This window comes from Pseudomonas sp. S3_C06 (genome assembly GCF_054667675.1).
The window spans coordinates 5795417-5813504 of sequence record NZ_CP162747.1; the positions used below are offsets into that span (position 1 = coordinate 5795417).

Sequence of the window (18088 nt, forward strand, 5' to 3'; positions counted from 1 at the left end):
AAGCGGCGGCTGCCTCACTTGAATTTTCCTGGATGAACCCATGCTCCAACTGATCCTCGGCGGCGCCCGCTCCGGCAAAAGTCGCTTGGCGGAAAAACTCGCCAGCGATAGCGGCCTCGCTGTGACCTACATCGCCACCAGCCAACCGCTGGACGGTGAAATGAGCGACCGCGTCGCCCACCACCGCGCGCGCCGTCCCGCCGAATGGGCGCTCATCGAAGAGCCGCTGGAGCTGGCCCGCGTCCTGCGTGAATCCGCCAGCGCCGAGCGTTGCTTGCTGGTCGATTGCCTGACCCTGTGGCTGACCAATCTGCTGATGCTCGATGACGCCGAACGCCTCGCCGCCGAGCGCGAAGCCTTGCTCGAATGCCTGGCGTCTTTGCCGGGTGAAATCATTTTTGTCAGCAACGAGACCGGAATGGGTGTCGTGCCGCTGGGCGAATTGACTCGCCGCTACGTCGATGAAGCCGGTTGGCTGCATCAAGCTTTGGCCGAGCGCTGTCAGCGTGTTGTCCTGACCGTTGCCGGCCTGCCCCTGACTCTGAAAGGACCTGCGTTATGACTCAAACCTGGTGGCTGAACCCGTGCAAACCGGTCGATCTCTACGTCGTTGAGCAAGCGACGGCGCGACAGCAGCAATTGACCAAACCGGCCGGTTCCCTCGGTCGACTGGAATCGGTCGCGGTGCAACTGGCCGGCCTGCAAAGCCAGGTCAAACCGACACTCTCGCAAGTGTGGATCGCGATTTTTGCCGGTGATCACGGCGTGGTCGCGGAGGGTGTTTCGGCGTTCCCGCAGGAAGTCACCGGGCAGATGCTGCTCAACTTTGTCAGCGGCGGTGCGGCGATCAGTGTGTTGGCGCGGCAGCTCGGCGCGCAGCTGGAAGTGGTCGATCTGGGCACCGTGAATCCAGCGCTGAACCTGCCGGGTGTGCGTCATTTGAACATTGGCGCGGGCACGGCGAACTTCGCTCAGGGCGCGGCAATGACTCAGGCCCAGGGCGAACTCGCGTTGCAGGCCGGTCGCGACAGTCTGCTGCGAGCAAAAGCGGCGGGCGCGCAGCTGTTCATCGGTGGCGAAATGGGCATTGGCAACACCACCGCGGCGAGCGCATTGGCCTGTGCCTTGCTCGATTGCCCGGTGGCGCATCTGACCGGCCCCGGCACCGGGCTGAATGCCGAAGGCGTCAGCCATAAAGCACAAGTGATCGAACGCGCACTGACATTGCACGCCGCACAGCGTGGCGATGCGTTGCAGACCCTGTGCAATCTCGGCGGTTTTGAAATCGCCGCACTGGTCGGTGCCTATCTGGCAGCGGCTCAAGAAGGCGTTGCGGTGCTGGTCGACGGTTTTATCTGCACGGTCGCGGCGCTGGTCGCGGTGCGTTTGAATCCGGCCTGTCGCGAGTGGCTGTTGTTCGGCCATCGCGGTGCCGAGCCGGGCCATCGTCATGTTCTGGAAACCCTGCAGGCCGAGCCGTTGCTGGAACTCGGTTTGCGTCTGGGCGAGGGCAGTGGCGCTGCCCTGGCGGTGCCTCTGTTGCGCTTGGCTTGTGATCTGCACGGGCAGATGGCGACATTCGCCGAAGCAGCGGTAGCGGATCGTCCGGCATGACCCTGCAACTGGATCTGCTGCGCCACGGTGAGACTGAACTTGGCGGTGGTTTGCGCGGCAGCCTCGACGATGCGCTGACGGAAAAGGGCTGGACGCAAATGCGTGCAGCCGTGGTCGAGGGCGGGCCGTGGGATCGGATCGTCAGTTCGCCGTTGCAACGTTGCGCGCGGTTTGCCGCAGAGCTGGGTGAGCAACTGAACCTGTCAGTGCATCTGGACAAGGATCTGCAGGAACTGCATTTCGGTGCGTGGGAAGGGCAGAGCGCGGCAGCGTTGATGGAGACCGATGCTGAAGCGCTGGGGTTGTTCTGGGCCGATCCGTATTCGTTTACGCCGCCGCAGGGTGAACCGCTCAGCGAGTTTTCTTCTCGAGTGCTGGCGGCCGTTGCGCGCCTGCACAGTGCTTACGCCGGTGAGCGGGTGTTGCTGATCAGTCATGGCGGCGTGATGCGTTTGTTGCTGGCGCAAGCGCGCGGGTTGCCGCGCGAACAACTGCTCAATGTCGAGGTCGCTCACGGCGCGTTGTTTGCGCTGACGGTCGAAACTGATGGTTCGCTCAAGGAAGGTCACTGACATGTTGCCGCTGTGGATCGCCCTGCAATTTCTCAGCAGCCTGCCGATTCGTTTGCCGGGGATGCCCGAACCGGAACAGCTTGGGCGGTCGCTGCTGTTTTATCCGCTGGTTGGGCTGCTGTTTGGCGTGATCCTGTGGGCGTTGAATCTGGCGTTGGCGGGCGCGCCGTTGTTGTTGCATGCGGCGCTGTTGCTGACGGTGTGGGTGTTGCTCAGTGGCGCGTTGCATCTCGATGGCCTGGCCGACAGCGCCGACGCCTGGCTCGGCGGTTTTGGTGATCGCGAGCGCACGCTGACGATCATGAAAGATCCGCGCAGCGGGCCGATTGCGGTGGTGACGCTGGTGTTGGTGTTGCTGCTCAAGTTCGCGGCGCTATTGGCGCTGATCGAGCAACAGCAAGGCCTTGCGTTGATCATCGTGCCGTTGCTCGGGCGGGCGGCATTGCTGGGGTTGTTTCTGACCACACCGTATGTGCGCGCGGGCGGGTTGGGGCAGGCGTTGGCGGATCATTTGCCGCGCAGGGCTGGTTGGTGGGTGTTGGGCTTCAGTGCGTTGGCCTGTGTGTTGATTGCCGGGTTCAGTGCCGTCGTTGCGCTGGTGATTGCTGTCGGTGTGTTTGTCTGGCTGCGGCAGGTGATGATGCGGCGGTTGGGCGGGACGACCGGTGATACGGCGGGGGCGTTGCTGGAATTGCTGGAGATGGTGGTGCTGGCTGGATTGGTTTTGGTCTGACAGTTTTGGATTGTCTGTGCTGGCCTCTTCGCGAGCAGGCTCGCTCCCACAGGGGATCGCATTGCAAATGGGGGAGCGAGCTTGCTCGCGAAGGCGGCCTCACCGGCAGCACAATGTTATGGGTAAACTCATCTGTAACTTGATTTAACACAGTCGCGGGTATATACACGCATCATGCTTCCATCTCAGTGTTTGTGCACCAACCTGCGTCGCGCCGCTCGTGGCGTCAGCAGGCATTACGACGGCGCTCTCGACGGCTTCGGGATCAACGTTGCCCAGTATTCTTTGCTGTGCAACTTGCAGCGTCTGGATCAACCGAGCATCTCGGAACTCGCCGAAGCCATGGGCCTGGACCGCAGCACCCTCGGGCGCAATCTGCGGGTGCTGGAAGGCGAGGGGCTGGTGGCGCTGGCCGAGGGTGAGGACATGCGTAACCGCATCGTCAAACTCACCGAAACCGGCGTGCAACGCCTGGCCGCAGCACTGCCGGCCTGGGAGGCGGCGCAGCAGCGGTTGATCGATCGACTGGGTGCCGAGAAGCGTGAAACCTTGCTCAGATTGCTGGATGAACTGGCCTGAGGCCGGTTTTTTCCAAACTCAAGCGGGTATATACCCGCAAGCGGAGAACAACAATGACATCGATGTGGCGTGCGTGCGGTTGGGTGTTGGTGGGGAGTGCGCTGATCCTGGCGTTGTCATTGGGCGTGCGACACGGTTTTGGCTTGTTTCTGTCACCGATGAGCGCGCAGTTCGGCTGGGGGCGCGAGGTGTTTGCCTTCGCTATCGCTTTGCAGAATTTGATCTGGGGCCTGGCGCAGCCGTTCACCGGGGCACTCGCTGACCGCTTCGGTGCGGCGAAAGTGGTGCTGATCGGTGGTGTGCTCTATGCCTTGGGCCTGGTGTGCATGGGCCTGTCGGATTCGGCGATGACGCTGTCGCTGAGCGCTGGTCTGCTGATTGGTATCGGCCTGTCCGGCACGTCGTTCTCGGTGATTCTCGGTGTGGTCGGCCGTGCCGTGCCGCCGGAGAAACGCAGCATGGGCATGGGCATTGCCAGCGCTGCCGGTTCGTTCGGCCAGTTCGCCATGTTGCCGGGCACCCTCGGATTGATCGGCTGGCTCGGTTGGTCGGCAGCGCTGTTGGTGCTGGGCCTGTTGGTGGCGTTGATCGTGCCGCTGGTGAGCATGCTCAAGGACAAGCCGCTGCCGGTACTCGGCCATGAACAAACGCTGTCCGAGGCCCTGCGCGAAGCCTGTTCGCATTCGGGTTTCTGGTTGTTGGCATTCGGCTTTTTCGTCTGCGGTTTTCAGGTGGTGTTCATCGGCGTGCACCTGCCGGCCTACCTGGTCGATCAGCATCTGCCCGCCAGCGTTGGCACCACGGTGCTGGCGTTGATCGGATTGTTCAATATCTTCGGCACCTACACCGCTGGCTGGCTCGGCGGACGCATGTCCAAGCCACGCTTGCTGACCGCGTTGTATCTGTTGCGCGCGGTGGTGATCGTGCTGTTCCTGTGGCTGCCGGTGACGACCACGTCGGCCTACCTGTTTGGCATGGCGATGGGTTTCCTGTGGCTGTCGACGGTGCCGTTGACCAACGGTACGGTGGCGACCTTGTTTGGTGTGCGAAATCTGTCCATGCTCGGTGGCATCGTGTTCCTGTTCCATCAGCTCGGCTCGTTTCTGGGCGGCTGGCTGGGCGGGGTGGTGTATGACCGAACCGGGAGTTATGACTTGATCTGGCAAGTGGCGATTCTCTTGAGTCTGCTGGCGGCCGCGCTGAACTGGCCGGTGCGTGAGCGGCCGGTCGCACGTCTGCAAGCCGCTGCGAGCGCCGTATGAGTCAACTCTGGTCGCGAATCGTCATCAGCGCACTCGGCGCCGCATTGCTGGCGCTGGTGTGGTGGGGCTGGCAGCAGGGTGGTCTGGCCCTGATGCAGTTGGGCATGAGCATTTGCTAGAAACAGGCATGGCGAGTAACGTCAAACTCTGACGACTGCTCAAGGATGTTCGACATGCTGATGCGCTGGTGTGCTGTTCCCGCGTTGTTGATGGCGTTGACTGGTTTGGCCCAGGCCGCTGACTGTCCCGAATTGCTGCAAGGCTCGCTGCCCAAGCTGCGAGCCAAGGAATCCATCGATTTGTGCAAGCAGTACGCCGACAAGCCGTTGGTGGTGGTCAATACCGCGAGCTTCTGCGGTTTCGCGCCGCAGTTCGAAGGCCTGGAGGCGCTGCATAAGCGCTACGAAGGTCAAGGGCTGGAAATGCTCGGTGTGCCTTCCAATGACTTCAAGCAGGAGTCCAAGGACAGCGCCGAGACCGCCAAGGTCTGTTACGCCAATTACGGCGTGACGTTCGCCATGACCGAGCCGCAGAAGGTTCGTGGTGATGACGCGACGCATCTGTTTCAAGTGCTGGCGGCACAGAGCAGCGCGCCGAAGTGGAATTTCTACAAGTATGTGGTCGATCGCCAGGGCAAGGTGATCGCCAATTTCTCCAGCCTGACCAAGCCTGATGATCCGGAATTTATCGCCGCGATCGAGAAGGCCATCGCCTCGAAACCGCTGAAGCCTTGAATCCGAAGGCCGGCGATGATTTTGTAGGAGCTGCGGCACGCTGCGATCTTTTGACTTTAAAAAACAGATCAAAAGATCGCAGCCTCGTTGCACTCGACAGCTCCTACAGGTCGCACAAATTTCAGGCATAAAAAAGCCCCGCCTCTGCAAAGAGAGCGGGGCTTTATTGTGGGCGAGGGGTCAGCCTCGCCATGCAGCATCAGAAGCGGTAGGTCGCGCCGACACCGAAACCGTTTGCCGAGTTTTCATACTTGGCGTCGTAGGTCTGGCCACGATTGTTTTCGTTGCGGATCTTCACCGACTCTTCCTTCAGGTACGAGTAAGCGACGTCGATGGTCAGGTCGTCGGTCGGGCTCCAGCCGGCACCGATACTGAAGATAGTGCGGTCGCCAGTCGGAATGCGTGGCGAACGGTCTTCGTTATTGGTCGGCGACTGGTCGAAGGTCAGGCCGGTACGCAGTACCCATTCCTTGTTCAGCTGGTACGAAGTACCCACGGCGTAAGCCCAGGAGTCATGCCAGTTCTGGTCTTCGTTGATCGAACCGAACTGGCCGGCCAGCAGCGGCTGAACGCCAGAGTTTTTCACGGTGATTTTTTCCAGCTGGCTCCAACGGGTCCAGGTGGTACCGGCATACACGTTCCAGCGATCGTTGATCGCCTGGGTAACCGAGAGGTCGACCGATTCAGGTGTGGTGATCTTCAACGAAGCGTCGTACTTCTGGCTGGAGCCCAGGCCGACTGCGGCCAGTGCGCCGTAGTTGACCTTGGTGTTGCCTTCGAGCTTGTAGTCGACTTTCGAGTGATAGGTCAGGCCCACGCGAGTGGTGTCGGTGGCTTGTACCAGCAGGCCGACGTTGTAGCCCAGTGCGGTGTCGTCACCCTTGATCTTGACCTTGCCGTCCGGCAGGGCTTGAGTGATCGACAGGTTGGATTCCAGCGCACCGTCAATGCGGTTGATGGTTGGGCCGAAACCGATCGACACTTTGTCGTTGAAGGCGTAGCTGACGGTCGGTTGGAAAGTGATGACCTGCACTTCGGACTTGCTGCCGAAGTAACGGCCGGCAAAGCCGTTTTCATAATCCGTGATCAGGCCGAACGGCACATAAACACCGAGGCCGAATGCCCAATGCTCATCGATTGGTTTGACGTAGAAGCCCATAGGTACAGCGGTGAGGGGCACCATGTCGCCTTTGTTGCTGCCGCCATTGGGGCTGGAACTGGCATTGCTGATATCGGTGTGAGCATCGACAACGGCTACGCCACCGGTAACCTGTTCGCGCTTGATGCGCGACATGCCGGCAGGGTTGCCATAAACAGTGCTTGCGTCGTCGGCAGAAGAAGATCGCCCGGCAAAACCAGTCCCCATCCCACTGATGCTTTGTTCGTTGAGGGCAAAGCCGGCCGCGAAAATTTGCGTGGAGGCGAGGGTAACGGCGAGGCTAAGGGTGGTTTTGAGCATGACTTTTTTCATTATTAGAACTCCTGGTGATCACCGGGGCGAAAATTACCAACATTTTCGTCCCAGCGCCATAGCCCGTATGCCTTGAGTTAGAGCGGTTTTGTAGGACAATCAGACCAGATTCGCCACCTGTTGGCAGATCTTCGGAAACCGGTCAGTCAGCACGCGACCTGATTCACCGGTGAAACACAGGTGCGCCATGCATAAGTGAAATCACGCAGACGACCCTGGGGTTGAAAGGTCTGACGCCAGATACGCGCCATTGCGAGCAAATCGTTCGGATCGGGGAGGGTGGGGTTTTGTTCTTCCACCAGCAGCCAGGCGATGGCCGTGGCGTAACGCAGATTGACCGTCAGTTCCAGGTGCGGACCAGTCAGGAATGCATGCTGACTGGCGAGGCCGCGAACCAGGCTGGCACGTTCCGGATCGAGCGCCAGATAGTCATCCCACAGGGCTTGATGGCGATGCTCGGCGATGCGGTAGAGGCCGTGGCCACGACGGTCATGCAGGGCGGATCCGAGGGCTGACTGACTGGCGGCGATGCCCAGCAGCAATGATTCGGCGGTGGCGCAGTGACGTCCCAGATAGATCAGCGTTGGACGGATCACATATCGACACAGTTCGCTGGCAGCGATACCCATAAAACCCTCGGATCTTGTTAGGAATGGCGAGTCCTGAAGGGGGCTTGGCAGCAATGGATCGGTTCAGGCTCGCCGTAAGCGGATCACGCCGCTTGAGTTGAAGTGTAGTGTCATATTCGCGACGTAAAGGCCTGTTTTTAAAATATTTCCGGCTTCGAGTTATAACCGTTATACCCGTTGGTGCTTAGGCGCCAAGGGCAAAAAGTGAAACATCGGGCAATAAAAAGCCCCGCATTTTGTGCGAGGCTTTTGCTTTTGCAGCCTTTTCGGCTCTCAGGCAATCAATGCCTGACGTGTACGGTCGATCACGGCCTGCAGCGGTTCGGCGCTGGAGTACTGATCGGGGTACAGACGCTCGCTGTGGCGGGCGATACCGTGTTCGTTGACCAGTGTGAAGCTGAAGCAGCCTTTGCGAGCGGCCATGATCAGGCAGTTCATTGGTGCAAAAGCGTTGGTTAGGGTGCGAATGGCATCCTGAGTGTGGATTTGAGTAGACATAGTTATTAGGTGTTCCTACAAATGACACGGATAAGAACCGTGCAACGTTAAAACGTTCCAGTAACGTCGACCACCATTGGTCGAACGAAGAACCCGACTGGAACAAAGCAGCCAGTTTGAAGCGCTATTAAGTTGGCGCGCTTGGGCTGGCAGGTAGGTACTTAGGAGGGCAGGCAGCACAACGAGGGCAAAGGTTCTGGGCCCGGGGTGAAGATCCTGATCAATTTGCAGGTTGGTTCGGTCAGAGTAAGTGGTCTTCGCAACACCCTTCGCATCATTGGAAGGCAGTGTTGTCGCAAGATTTACCTGGAAACCATCGAGGGGTCGTTCCCGCTTTTTTCGGTAGGTCTTCTTTGTAGAAGGCTGACCGTGGGGATGTATTCGACCGGAATTGACTTTCAGCTTGGTACTAACGCCGCGGATACTAACGGATCGAAACCGGTAACGCAAACTTCCTGTGGGAAAAGATTGCAGTGACTGACCGAGTCTGCTTTGCGAGCCGCTTGATTGCGCGTAATTGGCGCATTTTTTGACCGCCGGTCGGTGAAGATATCTTCATCAAAGCGTGCGCCAGACTGGCTTATCCCCAGACCGACTGCCAAAACGACCCGAAAAAGCGCACCGATATAACCGGGTAACAGGTACTTGTGCACATTAGTTGCGCAAGCTGTAACGGCACTGTCACATCAATCCTGACCCCGATGGCTGCCTGCATCGAAAGTTTAAGTCAATGAAAAACATCGCTTTTTTTTGTTGGTGAAAAAATCGTCAGTTTGACTGCGAGCCCCATTCCATAAGGCTTTGCGAGGGTTGGAGAGCGGTTGTCCACTGAGTTATCCACAGCTTCTGTGGATTGTCCCGAGCGCTTGCTCTAGGACGGGCGTGCCGGGTTGTTTTTCGACTTTACCTGTAAGAAAAAGAGAGTAGAGTGGCGCGCCTTCCGATTCGTCCCACAGTGCTTTATGAAGTTTCGCTCAGTATCAGACTCTGTTACCTCACAACCTCCTCCTGTTACCCCGCCCAAGCGATTTACTGTTCGCGTCGCCGAGTGGTTGCTCGACAGCCCGCGCCTGAGCGACAGTCATAATGCCAAGCACCTTGCTGGCCGCCTCCTCAAGCAACCGGCACGAGAAGGTGTGGTGGCTGCGCAAAGCCGTCTTGGGCAGTTGATGTGCCGTGAGTGTGGCAACGCACGGGATCGTCGCATCGGTCAGGATCTGCTGCGTCAGGCCGCCCGCGCCGGCGACCGTCGCGCGCAACAGGAACTCGGTCTGCTCGAAGACTGAGCTGTCCAAGACCTGACGCCTTGGTTAACCTTCAGGCTTTATAAGATCGGCGGGAGTGGCTATGGCTATGGACTTGACCAGCGTCTTGCTGGGGCTTGCAGGGGCGGGACTGCCACTATTGGCGCTGGCCTGGCAACTGCAACGCCGGGCAAGCAACGGCCAGGCCGAGGTCGCTTTGCTCGAAGAACGGCTGGCCATGGCGCAACTGGCGCAGGACGGACTCAACGCGCAGCTCGACGCCAGCCGTGATGAAATCGCCGATCTTGGCCAGGCCAACGCCGCCAAACAGGCTGACCTGGCGGCCCTGCGCCGGGAAGTCGAACTGTTGCAGATCGAGCGCGACGACGCCCGCGATGCCTCCCACGCCTGGAACCTCGAGCGCGCGAACAAGGAAGCCGAGCTGCGCCGTCTGGACGCCCAGGCCGCTTCGCTGAACGCCGAGCTGCGTGAGCAGCAGGAAAGCCACCAGCAACGCCTCAGCGACCTGCAAGGTTCGCGCGATGAACTGCGTGCGCAGTTTGCCGAACTGGCCGGCAAGATCTTCGATGAGCGTGAGCAGCGCTTTGCCGAGACCAGTCAGCAACGGCTCGGCCAGTTGCTGGATCCGCTCAAGGAACGCATTCAGTCCTTCGAAAAACGTGTGGAAGAAAGTTATCAGGCCGAGGCCCGCGAGCGCTTCTCGCTGGCCAAGGAGCTTGAACGGTTGCAGGCGCTCAACCTGCGTTTGAGCGACGAAGCGACCAACCTGACCCGCGCCCTCAAAGGCCAGAAAACCCAAGGTAACTGGGGCGAGCTGATTCTTGAACGTGTGCTCGAACACGCCGGTCTGGAGAAGGGCCGCGAGTACCAGACTCAGGTCAACCTCAAAGGCCCGGACGGCGAGCGCTTCCAGCCTGACGTGATCATTTACCTGCCGGGCGACAAGCAAGTGGTGGTGGACTCCAAGGTGAGTCTCACCGCCTATCAGCAATACGTGGCTGCCGACGACGACACCCTCGGGCAGATCGCGATCAAGCAGCACGTGCTGTCGTTGCGCAATCACGTCAAAGGTCTGGCCGGCAAGGATTACAAGCGCCTTGAAGGCCTGCACAGCCTCGATTTCGTTTTGCTCTTCGTGCCGATCGAAGCGGCGTTTTCGGCGGCGTTGCAGGCGGAGCCATCGCTGTTTCAGGAAGCCTTCGACCGAAACATCGTCATCGTCAGCCCGACCACCTTGCTGGCGACTTTGCGCGTGATCGACAGTCTGTGGAAGCAGGAGCGTCAGAGCCAGAACGCCCGGGAAATCGCCGAGCGCGCCGGGTGGCTGTACGACAAGTTCGTGCTGTTTATTCAGGATCTGGACGAGGTTGGCAATCGTCTGCAACAGCTGGATAAAGCCTACAGTTCAGCGCGCAACAAGCTCACCGAGGGGCGCGGCAATCTGGTCAGTCGCAGTGAGCAGCTCAAATTGCTTGGTGCGCGGGCGAGCAAGAGCTTGCCGGCAGATTTGCTGGAGCGGGCGATGACCGATGTCGATGGTCTTGTCGAACTCCCTGAATAAAGATCAAAAGATCGCAGCCTCTATAGCGGCAAGTACCGACTCAACAACGCCCGCAACGCCGCCGGTTTCACCGGTTTCGGCAGATAATCCAGCCCCGCCGCATGCACCTGCGCAACCATCTCCGGTCGCCCGTCAGCACTGATCACCACCCCCGGCACAGGCTCGCCCAACGTGGTGCGCAACCACGCCATCAGCTCGGTGCCGGTATCACCGTGGTCGAGGTGATAGTCGACCAGCGCCAGTTGCGGTCGTACGCCTTCACTCAACAGTGCCGCACATTCCTCACGATTGCGCGCCGTCCACACTTGGCAGCCCCAGCGGCTCAGCAGGCTGTTCATGCCGATCAGAATGCTGTCTTCATTGTCGATGCACAGCACCTGCGCGCCGCTCAGCAACTTGCCATTCAATTCGACGGCGGCGCTGGCCGGCACGGCTTGTGAGCGGGCCAGCGGCACGCTGACACTGAACACACTGCCGCGCCCCGGCCACGAGCGCACCCGCAAGGTGTGACCGAGCACCCGGCACAAACCATCGGCAATTGCCAAACCCAGGCCGAGGCCTTTTTCAGCGCGGGTCTGATGACTGTCGAGGCGTTTGAACTCTTCGAAAATCACTTGCTGTTTATCTTCCGGGATCCCCGGCCCGCGATCCCACACTTCCAGACACAGTTCGCCGCCACGTCGGCGCACGCCCAGCAACACCGGGCCTTTGGCATAACGGAATGCGTTGGTGAGGAAGTTCTGCAAAATGCGTCGCAGCAATTTGATGTCGCTGTCGATGCGCAAATGACTACCGCGCACTCGAAAGGTCAAACCCTGTTCCTGCGCCAATGCCTTGAACTCGGCGCCGAGAATGTCGAACAGCTCATTGACCGCAAACGGCTTGCGATCCGGGTTGATCTTGCCGTTTTCCAGTCGGGAAATATCCAGCAGATCACTGATCAAATCCTCGGCCGAACGTAAAGAGCTGTCGAGGTGCTGCACCAGTTTCTGCGCCTCGCTGCTCAAACCGTCGTCCTGATGGGAGAGGGCGGCGGAGAACAGTCGGGCGGCGTTCAGCGGCTGCATCAAGTCGTGGCTGACCGCCGCGAGGAAGCGGGTTTTCGACTGGTTGGCGGCTTCGGCGGTGCCCTTGGCTTCGGTCAACGCGACGTTGAGTTGCGACAGTTCCTGAGTGCGCTCGCTGACCCGTTGCTCCAGCCCTTCGTTGGCCTCGGTCAGCGCTTGTTCGGCTTCGCGGAACGCGGTGATATCAGTGAAGCTCATAACGAAACCGCCACCGGGCATCGGGTTACCGATCAGCTCGATCACCCGGCCGTTGGGGAACAGCCGCTCAGACGTGTGGGCGCGGCCCTGGCGCATCCAGTGCAAACGGCGGGCAACGTGCACTTCGGCTTCACCGGGGCCGCACAGACCACGCTCGGCGTTGTAGCGAATGATGTCGGCAATCGGCCGGCCGACGCTGATCAAACCGTCCGGGTAGTTGAACAGTTCCAGATAGCGGCGGTTCCACGCCACCAGTTTCAGCGACTGGTCGACCACGCTGATACCTTGGGTGATGTTTTCGATCGCGCCTTGCAACAGCGCGCGGTTGAACTGCAGCACTTCAGAAGCTTCGTCGGCGATGCGGACTACGTCCTCCAGTTGCATTTCCCGACCTTCGATGGCGGCTTTTACTACAGCGCGCGTCGAAGAAGCGCCGAGAACACCGGCCAGCAAACGCTCGGTATGAGCAATCCATTCGCCGTCGGCATTCTGGTTCGGGTTGAAGCCTTTGCCTTGACGATAGGCGAAGCGAATAAAGCTCTGGCGCGCACGTTCTTCACCAACAAAGCGCGCGGCCAATTGCAGCAAATCGTCGATCTGCACCGCCAGCATCGAGCGAGCACTCGGGCGGGCGCTGATTTCCTGACCGATGAAACGCCCGGCCTGCCAGTGCTCCGAGACGCGCGTACGCGACAGCACCGAGACCCAGGCGAACAAAGTGAAGTTGCCGGCCAACGACAGCACCACGCCTTGGGTCAATGGGGTGATCGGCAAATTCAGCGGATTGCTGTGCAGCCACGCCAGCCCCGGAAAACTGTTCAATGACCAGCCGAGACTGTGCGCGGCGATCGGCAGGATCAGTGTGTAAAACCACAGGAAAGTGCCGGCGGCCAAACCTGCAAAAACGCCACGACGGTTGGCCTGCTTCCAATACAAGGCACCGAGCATGGCGGGTGCCAGTTGCGTGACGGCTGCAAAAGCGATCTGGCCGATGGTCGCCAGGCTCGCCGTTGAACCGAGCAAGCGATAGCTGACGTACGCCAGCAACAGAATCACCACGATGCTCACCCGGCGCACCGAGAGCATCCACTGACGGAACACTTCGAACGGGCGCTCGGCGTTATTGCGGCGCAGCAACCACGGTAACAGCATGTCGTTGGAGACCATGGTCGATAGCGCCACGCTGGCGACAATCACCATGCCCGTGGCCGCCGACGCGCCGCCGATAAACGCCAGCATCGCGAGTGCCGGATGCGCCTGCGCCAAGGGCAGGCTGATCACGAAGGAGTCTGGCAGTACGTCGCTGGGCAACATCATCTGACCGGCTAAAGCGATCGGGACTACAAACAAAGCAGCCAGTGCGAGGTAGGCCGGAAACACCCATTTGGCCAGACGCAGATCCTGCGGATCGATGTTCTCCACCACGGTGACGTGAAATTGCCGGGGCAGGCAGATGATCGCCATCATCGCCACGCCGGTCTGCACCACCATCGACGGCCAGTTGATGGTTTCTTTCCAGTATTCCTCAAGTCGCGGGGCGAGCATGGCCTGGTTGAACAGGTCTTCGAAACCGTCATACAGCCCATACGTGACGAAGGCGCCGACGGCGAGAAAGGCGAACAGTTTGACCAGCGACTCAAAGGCAATCGCCAGGACCATGCCGCGGTGGTGCTCGGTGGCGTCGAGGTTGCGCGTACCGAAAACGATGGTGAACAGCGCCAGCACCAGCGACACGATCAGCGCGGTGTCCTGGGCGCGGGTGCCCATGGCGTCTGCCCCGGCACCGATCAACAGGTTCACGCCGAGGACGATACCTTTGAGTTGCAGGGCAATGTAGGGGAGGACGCCGACCAGGCAGATCAGCGCCACGACCACCGCCAGCGATTGTGATTTGCCGTAACGCGCAGCGATAAAGTCAGCGATCGAAGTGATGTTCTCCTGTTTGCTGATCATCACCATTTTCTGCAGGACCCACGGCGCGCCCACCAACAGCAGGATCGGTCCGAGGTAAATCGGCAGGAATGACCACAGTTGTTCGGCTGCCTGGCCGACCGCACCGAAGAACGTCCAGCTGGTGCAGTAAACCGCCAGCGACAGGCTGTACACCCAGGCACGCATACGCGGCGGCAATGGCGCGCTGCGTCGGTCGCCGTAGAAGGCGATGGCGAACATGATGGCCATATAGGCCAGGGCGACGGCGGCGATCAGCCCGGTGGACAACGACATGCAACACTCCCGACAAAAGACTCCCCGGCACTCCTGCCCGGGCGGACAGTCTCGCATGCGCGGGGCGGTTAGTCAGTGTCGACCAAGGTCGTGGCGTGGCGGGGTGTCGCAGGGGCGGAACCGGGTGGTTTTGGTGGTGACTCTTGAGGCCTCATCGCGAGCAGGCTCACTCCTACATTTGAAATGCATTCCCCTGTAGGAGTGAGCCTGCTCGCGATGGCGTCAGTCCAGCCGCAGCGCGATATCGATCAGATAATGCAATTCTTCCACTTCAAGCGCCGCCGCCGAAAACAGAATCCGGAACACCACCGGCGCCACCACCAGATTGATCAACCGATCAACGCTCGGCGCCACTTCATCCGGGTGCCGCTCAATGATTGTCTGCAACTGCGCGCCAATGATCGTCACGCAATAGCCCGGCGTAGCGCTCGCCTGCACGTCGCGCATCATGTTGCGCCCAGGCTCCGAACTCATCTCATCGAGATACTGCTCGGCCCACGCGCGGATATCGCTGCGCAAGCTGCCGGTTTGCGCCGGTTCGCTGTCCGGGCGCATGCGGGCGAGGGCGACGTCTGCTAGCAACGCGGACAGATCACCCCAACGCCGGTAAATCGTCGATGGCGTAACCCCCGCACGTGCGGCGATTTGCGGGACGGTCACGGTCGAACGCTCCTGTTCTTGCAGAAGCGCGCGGACTGCCGAATGAATTGCATCTTGCACCCGGGCACTGCGGCCGCCGGGGCGTAAACCTTCTTTAATAGCCATGGCGCAGACCTTAACACAAAGAATTTGCTTTAAGCGCGAAGCGGTAGCACACTCCGCAAAAGCAAAAAATTAGCTTTTGCGGAGTGTGCACATGACCAGCCTTGCTTCCAATCGTTCCAGCCTGTGGTTTCTGGCGATCACCTTACTCAGTTTTCTCGCCGCCTCCACCGCGCCGACGCCGTTGTATCACCTGTATCAGGATCAACTGCAATTCTCGGCTGCGGTGCTGACGCTGATCTTCGGCGTTTATGCGCTCAGTCTGTTGGCGGCCTTATTAACCGTCGGCTCGCTGTCCGATCACCTTGGACGCAAACCGGTGATCTTCACCGCCGTGTTGCTCAACGCCTTGGCGATGCTGCTGTTTATCTACGCCGACAGCGTCGCATGGCTGATCAGCGCGCGAGTCCTGCAAGGGTTTGCCACCGGCATGGCCACCGCTGTTTTAAGCGCGACATTGCTCGACACCGATCGTCAGCAAGGGCCGCTGATCAACAGTGTTGCACCGTTGCTCGGTATGGCATTGGGCGGTATGGGCTGCGGTTTGCTGGCCGAGTTTGCGCCGGCGCCGTTGCAACTGACCTATTGGCTGCTGCTCGCACTGTTCGTCTTGCAGGGCGTGTATGTGTGGCGCTTGCCGGAAAGCGTCACCCCGCAAGCCGGGGCGTGGGCTTCGTTGCGCCCGACCTTGCACGTGCCGGTGCAGGCGCGCTCGACGTTGTGGCGCGTGTTGCCATTGAACACCGCGACCTGGGCGCTCGGTGGTTTCTATGCGTCGCTGGCACCTTCGCTGGTGCGCACCGCCACCGGTTCGACTTCCAATCTGATCGGCGGCGCAACCGTGGCAGCCCTGACGGTGACCGGAGCATTGATGATTTTCACGCTACGCAATCGTCCCGCGACAAGGGCGTTGCAGTTGGGCGCGAGCCTGTTGCCGATCGGCCTGGTGTTGATTCTGCTGGGTGTACACAGCGCCAGTCTGTCGCTGTTTTTCCTCGGTACGCTGGTGGCCGGTTGCGGCTTCGGTTCGGGATTTCTCGGCGCCGTGCGCAGTTTGGTACCGCTGGCTTTGCCCCATGAACGAGCAGGATTGATGGCAGCCTATTACGTGCTCAGTTATCTGGCGTTCTGCCTGCCGGCGTTGCTCGCCGGGCACTTGTCGCGCAATTACGGTTTGCTGGCGACCACCGATGGTTACGGTGCGGTGTTGATTGTGCTGGCCGTCGGCGCACTTTTGCTCAGCCTGCGTCCCGTGGCAGCCAAGGCGTGCAGCGCTCCATAAGCGTTGCGGTTTCGGTTAGCCTTGGCCAGCCCTGTTCTCACGGATCGACTCATGAAGATTATTCGCAGCAAGACCTTCACTGCCGAGCGCGCTTGGGGCGCGCTGGACATCGCCAACATGAACGGCATCACTACGCGCCTGCACTGGACCGATCAGCCGTACAAATGGCACATCAACGACGGCGAGGAAGTGTTTGTGGTGCTCGATGGCCAAGTGGTCATGCGTTACCGCGAGCTGGGCGAAGAAAAACAGGTGCAGCTCGACGTTGGTGACATCTTCTACGCGAGCGTCGGCACCGAGCACGTCGCCCATCCGCAGGGCGCAGCGCGGATTCTGGTGATCGAGAGCGAAGGCAGCGTATAACCGCTTATTGGTAAAACAGATAACAGTTAGAGATATTACCCGTTATATAGATATTCGATTCGGTTCTACCATGGGCTCAACCTCACCAGAGGACAGGAGTTCATGATGATTTGCCCCAATAGCGCCAAACCCGGCATCAAGCCGTTCCGCCAGCTTCAGCATCCGCGCGAAGTGATCCGCCAGTTCACCCCGAACTGGTTCGCTGCCACCATGGGCACCGGTGTGCTGGCGTTGGCGCTGGCGCAATTGCCTTTGGCCATTCCAGGCCTGCACGCCATCGCCGAAGGTTTGTGGTTGTTCAACATTCTGTTGTTCAGCCTGTTTACCGCTGCTTATGCCGCGCGCTGGATCTTGTTCTTCGATGAAGCGCGGCGGATCTTCGGTCACTCCACGGTATCGATGTTCTTCGGCACGATTCCGATGGGCCTGGCGACGATCATCAACGGCTTTCTGTTGTTTGGTCTGTCGCGTTGGGGCGACGGTGTGATTCATCTCGCCGAAGTGCTGTGGTGGATCGATGTGGCCATGTCGCTGGCTTGCGGCGTGTTGATTCCGTACATGATGTTTACCCGTCAGGAACACAGCATCGACCAGATGACCGCCGTTTGGCTGTTGCCGGTAGTCGCAGCCGAAGTGGCGGCGGCCAGTGGTGGTCTGCTTGCGCCGCATCTCACCGATGCTCACTCGCAACTGGTGGTACTGACAACGAGCTACGTGCTCTGGGCCTTTTCCCTACCGGTAGCGTTCAGCATTCTGACGATCCTGCTGCTGCGCATGGCCCTGCACAAACTGCCCCACGAAAACATGGCTGCCTCGAGCTGGCTGGCCCTCGGCCCGATCGGCACCGGTGCGCTGGGCATGTTGCTGCTGGGCGGTGATGCGCCAGCGATCTTCGCGGCAAACGGTCTACCGGGCATCGGCGAAATCGCTTCGGGTCTTGGACTTATTGCAGGGATTACGCTGTGGGGCTTTGGTCTGTGGTGGATGCTGATGGCGTTGCTGATCACCGTGCGGTATTTGCGTGACGGCATCCCGTTCAACCTTGGCTGGTGGGGATTTACCTTTCCGTTGGGTGTGTATTCGCTGGCAACCCTGAAACTGGCGAGCACCTTGAACCTGACGTTTTTCAGCGTCGTCGGCACGCTGTTGGTGATGTTGCTGGCGGTGATGTGGCTGATCGTCGGTAAACGCACGGTGCAAGGCGCCTGGCGTGGCGAGCTGTTTGTCTCGCCGTGCATCGCAGGTTTGAAGAAATAACCTGAAAAGTTTAGG

At 59.9% G+C, this 18088-nt stretch carries 18 protein-coding genes; 13 read left to right on the top strand and 5 right to left on the bottom strand.

The genetic code is table 11. From position 1 onward, the window contains the following. The first annotated feature begins 40 nt into the window (after positions 1 to 40). From cobU to AB4N44_RS25845, 8 genes are all read left to right on the top strand, one after another. Positions 41 to 562 carry a bifunctional adenosylcobinamide kinase/adenosylcobinamide-phosphate guanylyltransferase gene (gene cobU / locus AB4N44_RS25810; RefSeq protein WP_095119961.1) on the top strand — a complete coding sequence of 174 codons (522 nt, stop codon included), beginning with the start codon at positions 41 to 43 and terminating at the stop codon, positions 560 to 562. Further along, positions 559 to 1614 (top strand): nicotinate-nucleotide--dimethylbenzimidazole phosphoribosyltransferase, encoded by a 1056-nt coding sequence (gene cobT / locus AB4N44_RS25815; protein ID WP_150774381.1) that lies wholly within the window; start codon positions 559 to 561, stop codon positions 1612 to 1614. Before cobU ends, cobT begins: the two co-directional genes overlap by 4 nt. Further along, the gene (cobC, locus tag AB4N44_RS25820; RefSeq protein WP_160038849.1) at positions 1611 to 2186 is read left to right on the top strand and encodes an alpha-ribazole phosphatase family protein; all 576 of its coding nucleotides are present in this window, start codon (positions 1611 to 1613) and stop codon (positions 2184 to 2186) included. Before cobT ends, cobC begins: the two co-directional genes overlap by 4 nt. 1 nt (position 2187) lies before the next feature. Beyond that, positions 2188 to 2919: an adenosylcobinamide-GDP ribazoletransferase gene (locus tag AB4N44_RS25825; RefSeq protein WP_127926369.1), complete on the top strand. Its 732-nt coding sequence runs from the start codon at positions 2188 to 2190 to the stop codon at positions 2917 to 2919. Positions 2920 to 3093: 174 nt separating this feature from the next. After that, a complete protein-coding gene (locus AB4N44_RS25830) occupies positions 3094 to 3498 on the top strand; it encodes a MarR family winged helix-turn-helix transcriptional regulator (protein WP_007919794.1) in 405 nt (134 codons plus the stop codon). Between the two features lie 62 nt (positions 3499 to 3560). Beyond that, a complete protein-coding gene (locus tag AB4N44_RS25835) occupies positions 3561 to 4760 on the top strand; it encodes an MFS transporter (RefSeq protein ID WP_460158225.1) in 1200 nt (399 codons plus the stop codon). Beyond that, positions 4757 to 4879 carry a hypothetical protein gene (locus AB4N44_RS25840; protein WP_263596555.1) on the top strand — a complete coding sequence of 41 codons (123 nt, stop codon included), beginning with the start codon at positions 4757 to 4759 and terminating at the stop codon, positions 4877 to 4879. The genes AB4N44_RS25835 and AB4N44_RS25840 overlap by 4 nt, the downstream gene beginning before the upstream one ends. A gap of 54 nt (positions 4880 to 4933) precedes the next feature. Next, positions 4934 to 5494 carry a glutathione peroxidase gene (locus AB4N44_RS25845; protein WP_007919788.1) on the top strand — a complete coding sequence of 187 codons (561 nt, stop codon included), beginning with the start codon at positions 4934 to 4936 and terminating at the stop codon, positions 5492 to 5494. A 199-nt stretch (positions 5495 to 5693) separates the two neighbouring features. Here the strand turns inward: AB4N44_RS25845 and AB4N44_RS25850 are convergent, their stop codons facing one another. The 3 genes from AB4N44_RS25850 to AB4N44_RS25860 form a co-directional block, all read right to left on the bottom strand. Beyond that, on the bottom strand, positions 5694 to 6965 hold the full coding sequence (locus tag AB4N44_RS25850; RefSeq protein ID WP_127926372.1) for an OmpP1/FadL family transporter: 1272 nt from the start codon (positions 6963 to 6965) through the stop codon (positions 5694 to 5696). A 146-nt stretch (positions 6966 to 7111) separates the two neighbouring features. Then, entirely contained in the window at positions 7112 to 7594 is a 483-nt protein-coding gene (locus tag AB4N44_RS25855) for a hypothetical protein (RefSeq protein ID WP_127926373.1), read from the bottom strand. Between the two features lie 273 nt (positions 7595 to 7867). Beyond that, positions 7868 to 8092, bottom strand: a complete 225-nt coding sequence (locus AB4N44_RS25860; protein WP_034156218.1) for a hypothetical protein — start codon at positions 8090 to 8092, stop codon at positions 7868 to 7870. Positions 8093 to 9054: 962 nt separating this feature from the next. On the opposite strand from AB4N44_RS25860, the gene AB4N44_RS25865 reads away from it, so the two are divergent. Further along, complete coding sequence (locus AB4N44_RS25865) at positions 9055 to 9378, top strand: SEL1-like repeat protein (protein WP_127926374.1); 324 nt, start codon at positions 9055 to 9057, stop codon at positions 9376 to 9378. A gap of 175 nt (positions 9379 to 9553) precedes the next feature. Further along, positions 9554 to 10918: a DNA recombination protein RmuC gene (locus tag AB4N44_RS25870; protein ID WP_177413894.1), complete on the top strand. Its 1365-nt coding sequence runs from the start codon at positions 9554 to 9556 to the stop codon at positions 10916 to 10918. A 20-nt stretch (positions 10919 to 10938) separates the two neighbouring features. Here AB4N44_RS25870 and AB4N44_RS25875 read toward each other — a convergent pair whose 3' ends face one another. Together AB4N44_RS25875 and AB4N44_RS25880 are read right to left on the bottom strand one after the other, a co-directional pair. Beyond that, on the bottom strand, positions 10939 to 14409 hold the full coding sequence (locus tag AB4N44_RS25875) for a hybrid sensor histidine kinase/response regulator (protein WP_127926376.1): 3471 nt from the start codon (positions 14407 to 14409) through the stop codon (positions 10939 to 10941). 222 nt (positions 14410 to 14631) lie between these two features. Beyond that, complete coding sequence (locus tag AB4N44_RS25880) at positions 14632 to 15174, bottom strand: TetR/AcrR family transcriptional regulator (RefSeq protein WP_150752242.1); 543 nt, start codon at positions 15172 to 15174, stop codon at positions 14632 to 14634. Between the two features lie 91 nt (positions 15175 to 15265). Between AB4N44_RS25880 and AB4N44_RS25885 the strand changes: the two genes are divergently transcribed. From AB4N44_RS25885 to AB4N44_RS25895, 3 genes are all read left to right on the top strand, one after another. Next, positions 15266 to 16453: an MFS transporter gene (locus AB4N44_RS25885; protein WP_150752243.1), complete on the top strand. Its 1188-nt coding sequence runs from the start codon at positions 15266 to 15268 to the stop codon at positions 16451 to 16453. 51 nt (positions 16454 to 16504) lie between these two features. Then, positions 16505 to 16816 (top strand): cupin domain-containing protein, encoded by a 312-nt coding sequence (locus AB4N44_RS25890; protein ID WP_316917881.1) that lies wholly within the window; start codon positions 16505 to 16507, stop codon positions 16814 to 16816. 105 nt (positions 16817 to 16921) lie between these two features. Further along, positions 16922 to 18073, top strand: coding sequence for a TDT family transporter (locus tag AB4N44_RS25895; protein ID WP_160038863.1), 1152 nt, complete (start codon positions 16922 to 16924; stop codon positions 18071 to 18073). Positions 18074 to 18088: the final 15 nt, after the last annotated feature.

Bases quoted from the DNA above. Each gene is read 5' to 3' on its own strand.
- AB4N44_RS25845 (WP_007919788.1), top strand. From the start codon at position 4,934: ATGCTGATGCGCTGGTGTGCTGTTCCCGCGTTGTTGATGGCGTTGACT.
- AB4N44_RS25860 (WP_034156218.1), bottom strand. From the start codon at position 8,092: ATGTCTACTCAAATCCACACTCAGGATGCCATTCGCACCCTAACCAAC.
- AB4N44_RS25850 (WP_127926372.1), bottom strand. From the start codon at position 6,965: ATGAAAAAAGTCATGCTCAAAACCACCCTTAGCCTCGCCGTTACCCTC.
- cobT (WP_150774381.1), top strand. From the start codon at position 559: ATGACTCAAACCTGGTGGCTGAACCCGTGCAAACCGGTCGATCTCTAC.
- AB4N44_RS25840 (WP_263596555.1), top strand. From the start codon at position 4,757: ATGAGTCAACTCTGGTCGCGAATCGTCATCAGCGCACTCGGCGCCGCA.
- cobU (WP_095119961.1), top strand. From the start codon at position 41: ATGCTCCAACTGATCCTCGGCGGCGCCCGCTCCGGCAAAAGTCGCTTG.
- AB4N44_RS25855 (WP_127926373.1), bottom strand. From the start codon at position 7,594: ATGGGTATCGCTGCCAGCGAACTGTGTCGATATGTGATCCGTCCAACG.
- AB4N44_RS25835 (WP_460158225.1), top strand. From the start codon at position 3,561: ATGTGGCGTGCGTGCGGTTGGGTGTTGGTGGGGAGTGCGCTGATCCTG.
- AB4N44_RS25880 (WP_150752242.1), bottom strand. From the start codon at position 15,174: ATGGCTATTAAAGAAGGTTTACGCCCCGGCGGCCGCAGTGCCCGGGTG.
- AB4N44_RS25825 (WP_127926369.1), top strand. From the start codon at position 2,188: ATGTTGCCGCTGTGGATCGCCCTGCAATTTCTCAGCAGCCTGCCGATT.
- cobC (WP_160038849.1), top strand. From the start codon at position 1,611: ATGACCCTGCAACTGGATCTGCTGCGCCACGGTGAGACTGAACTTGGC.
- AB4N44_RS25890 (WP_316917881.1), top strand. From the start codon at position 16,505: ATGAAGATTATTCGCAGCAAGACCTTCACTGCCGAGCGCGCTTGGGGC.
- AB4N44_RS25895 (WP_160038863.1), top strand. From the start codon at position 16,922: ATGATTTGCCCCAATAGCGCCAAACCCGGCATCAAGCCGTTCCGCCAG.
- AB4N44_RS25865 (WP_127926374.1), top strand. From the start codon at position 9,055: ATGAAGTTTCGCTCAGTATCAGACTCTGTTACCTCACAACCTCCTCCT.
- AB4N44_RS25830 (WP_007919794.1), top strand. From the start codon at position 3,094: ATGCTTCCATCTCAGTGTTTGTGCACCAACCTGCGTCGCGCCGCTCGT.
- AB4N44_RS25875 (WP_127926376.1), bottom strand. From the start codon at position 14,409: ATGTCGTTGTCCACCGGGCTGATCGCCGCCGTCGCCCTGGCCTATATG.
- AB4N44_RS25885 (WP_150752243.1), top strand. From the start codon at position 15,266: ATGACCAGCCTTGCTTCCAATCGTTCCAGCCTGTGGTTTCTGGCGATC.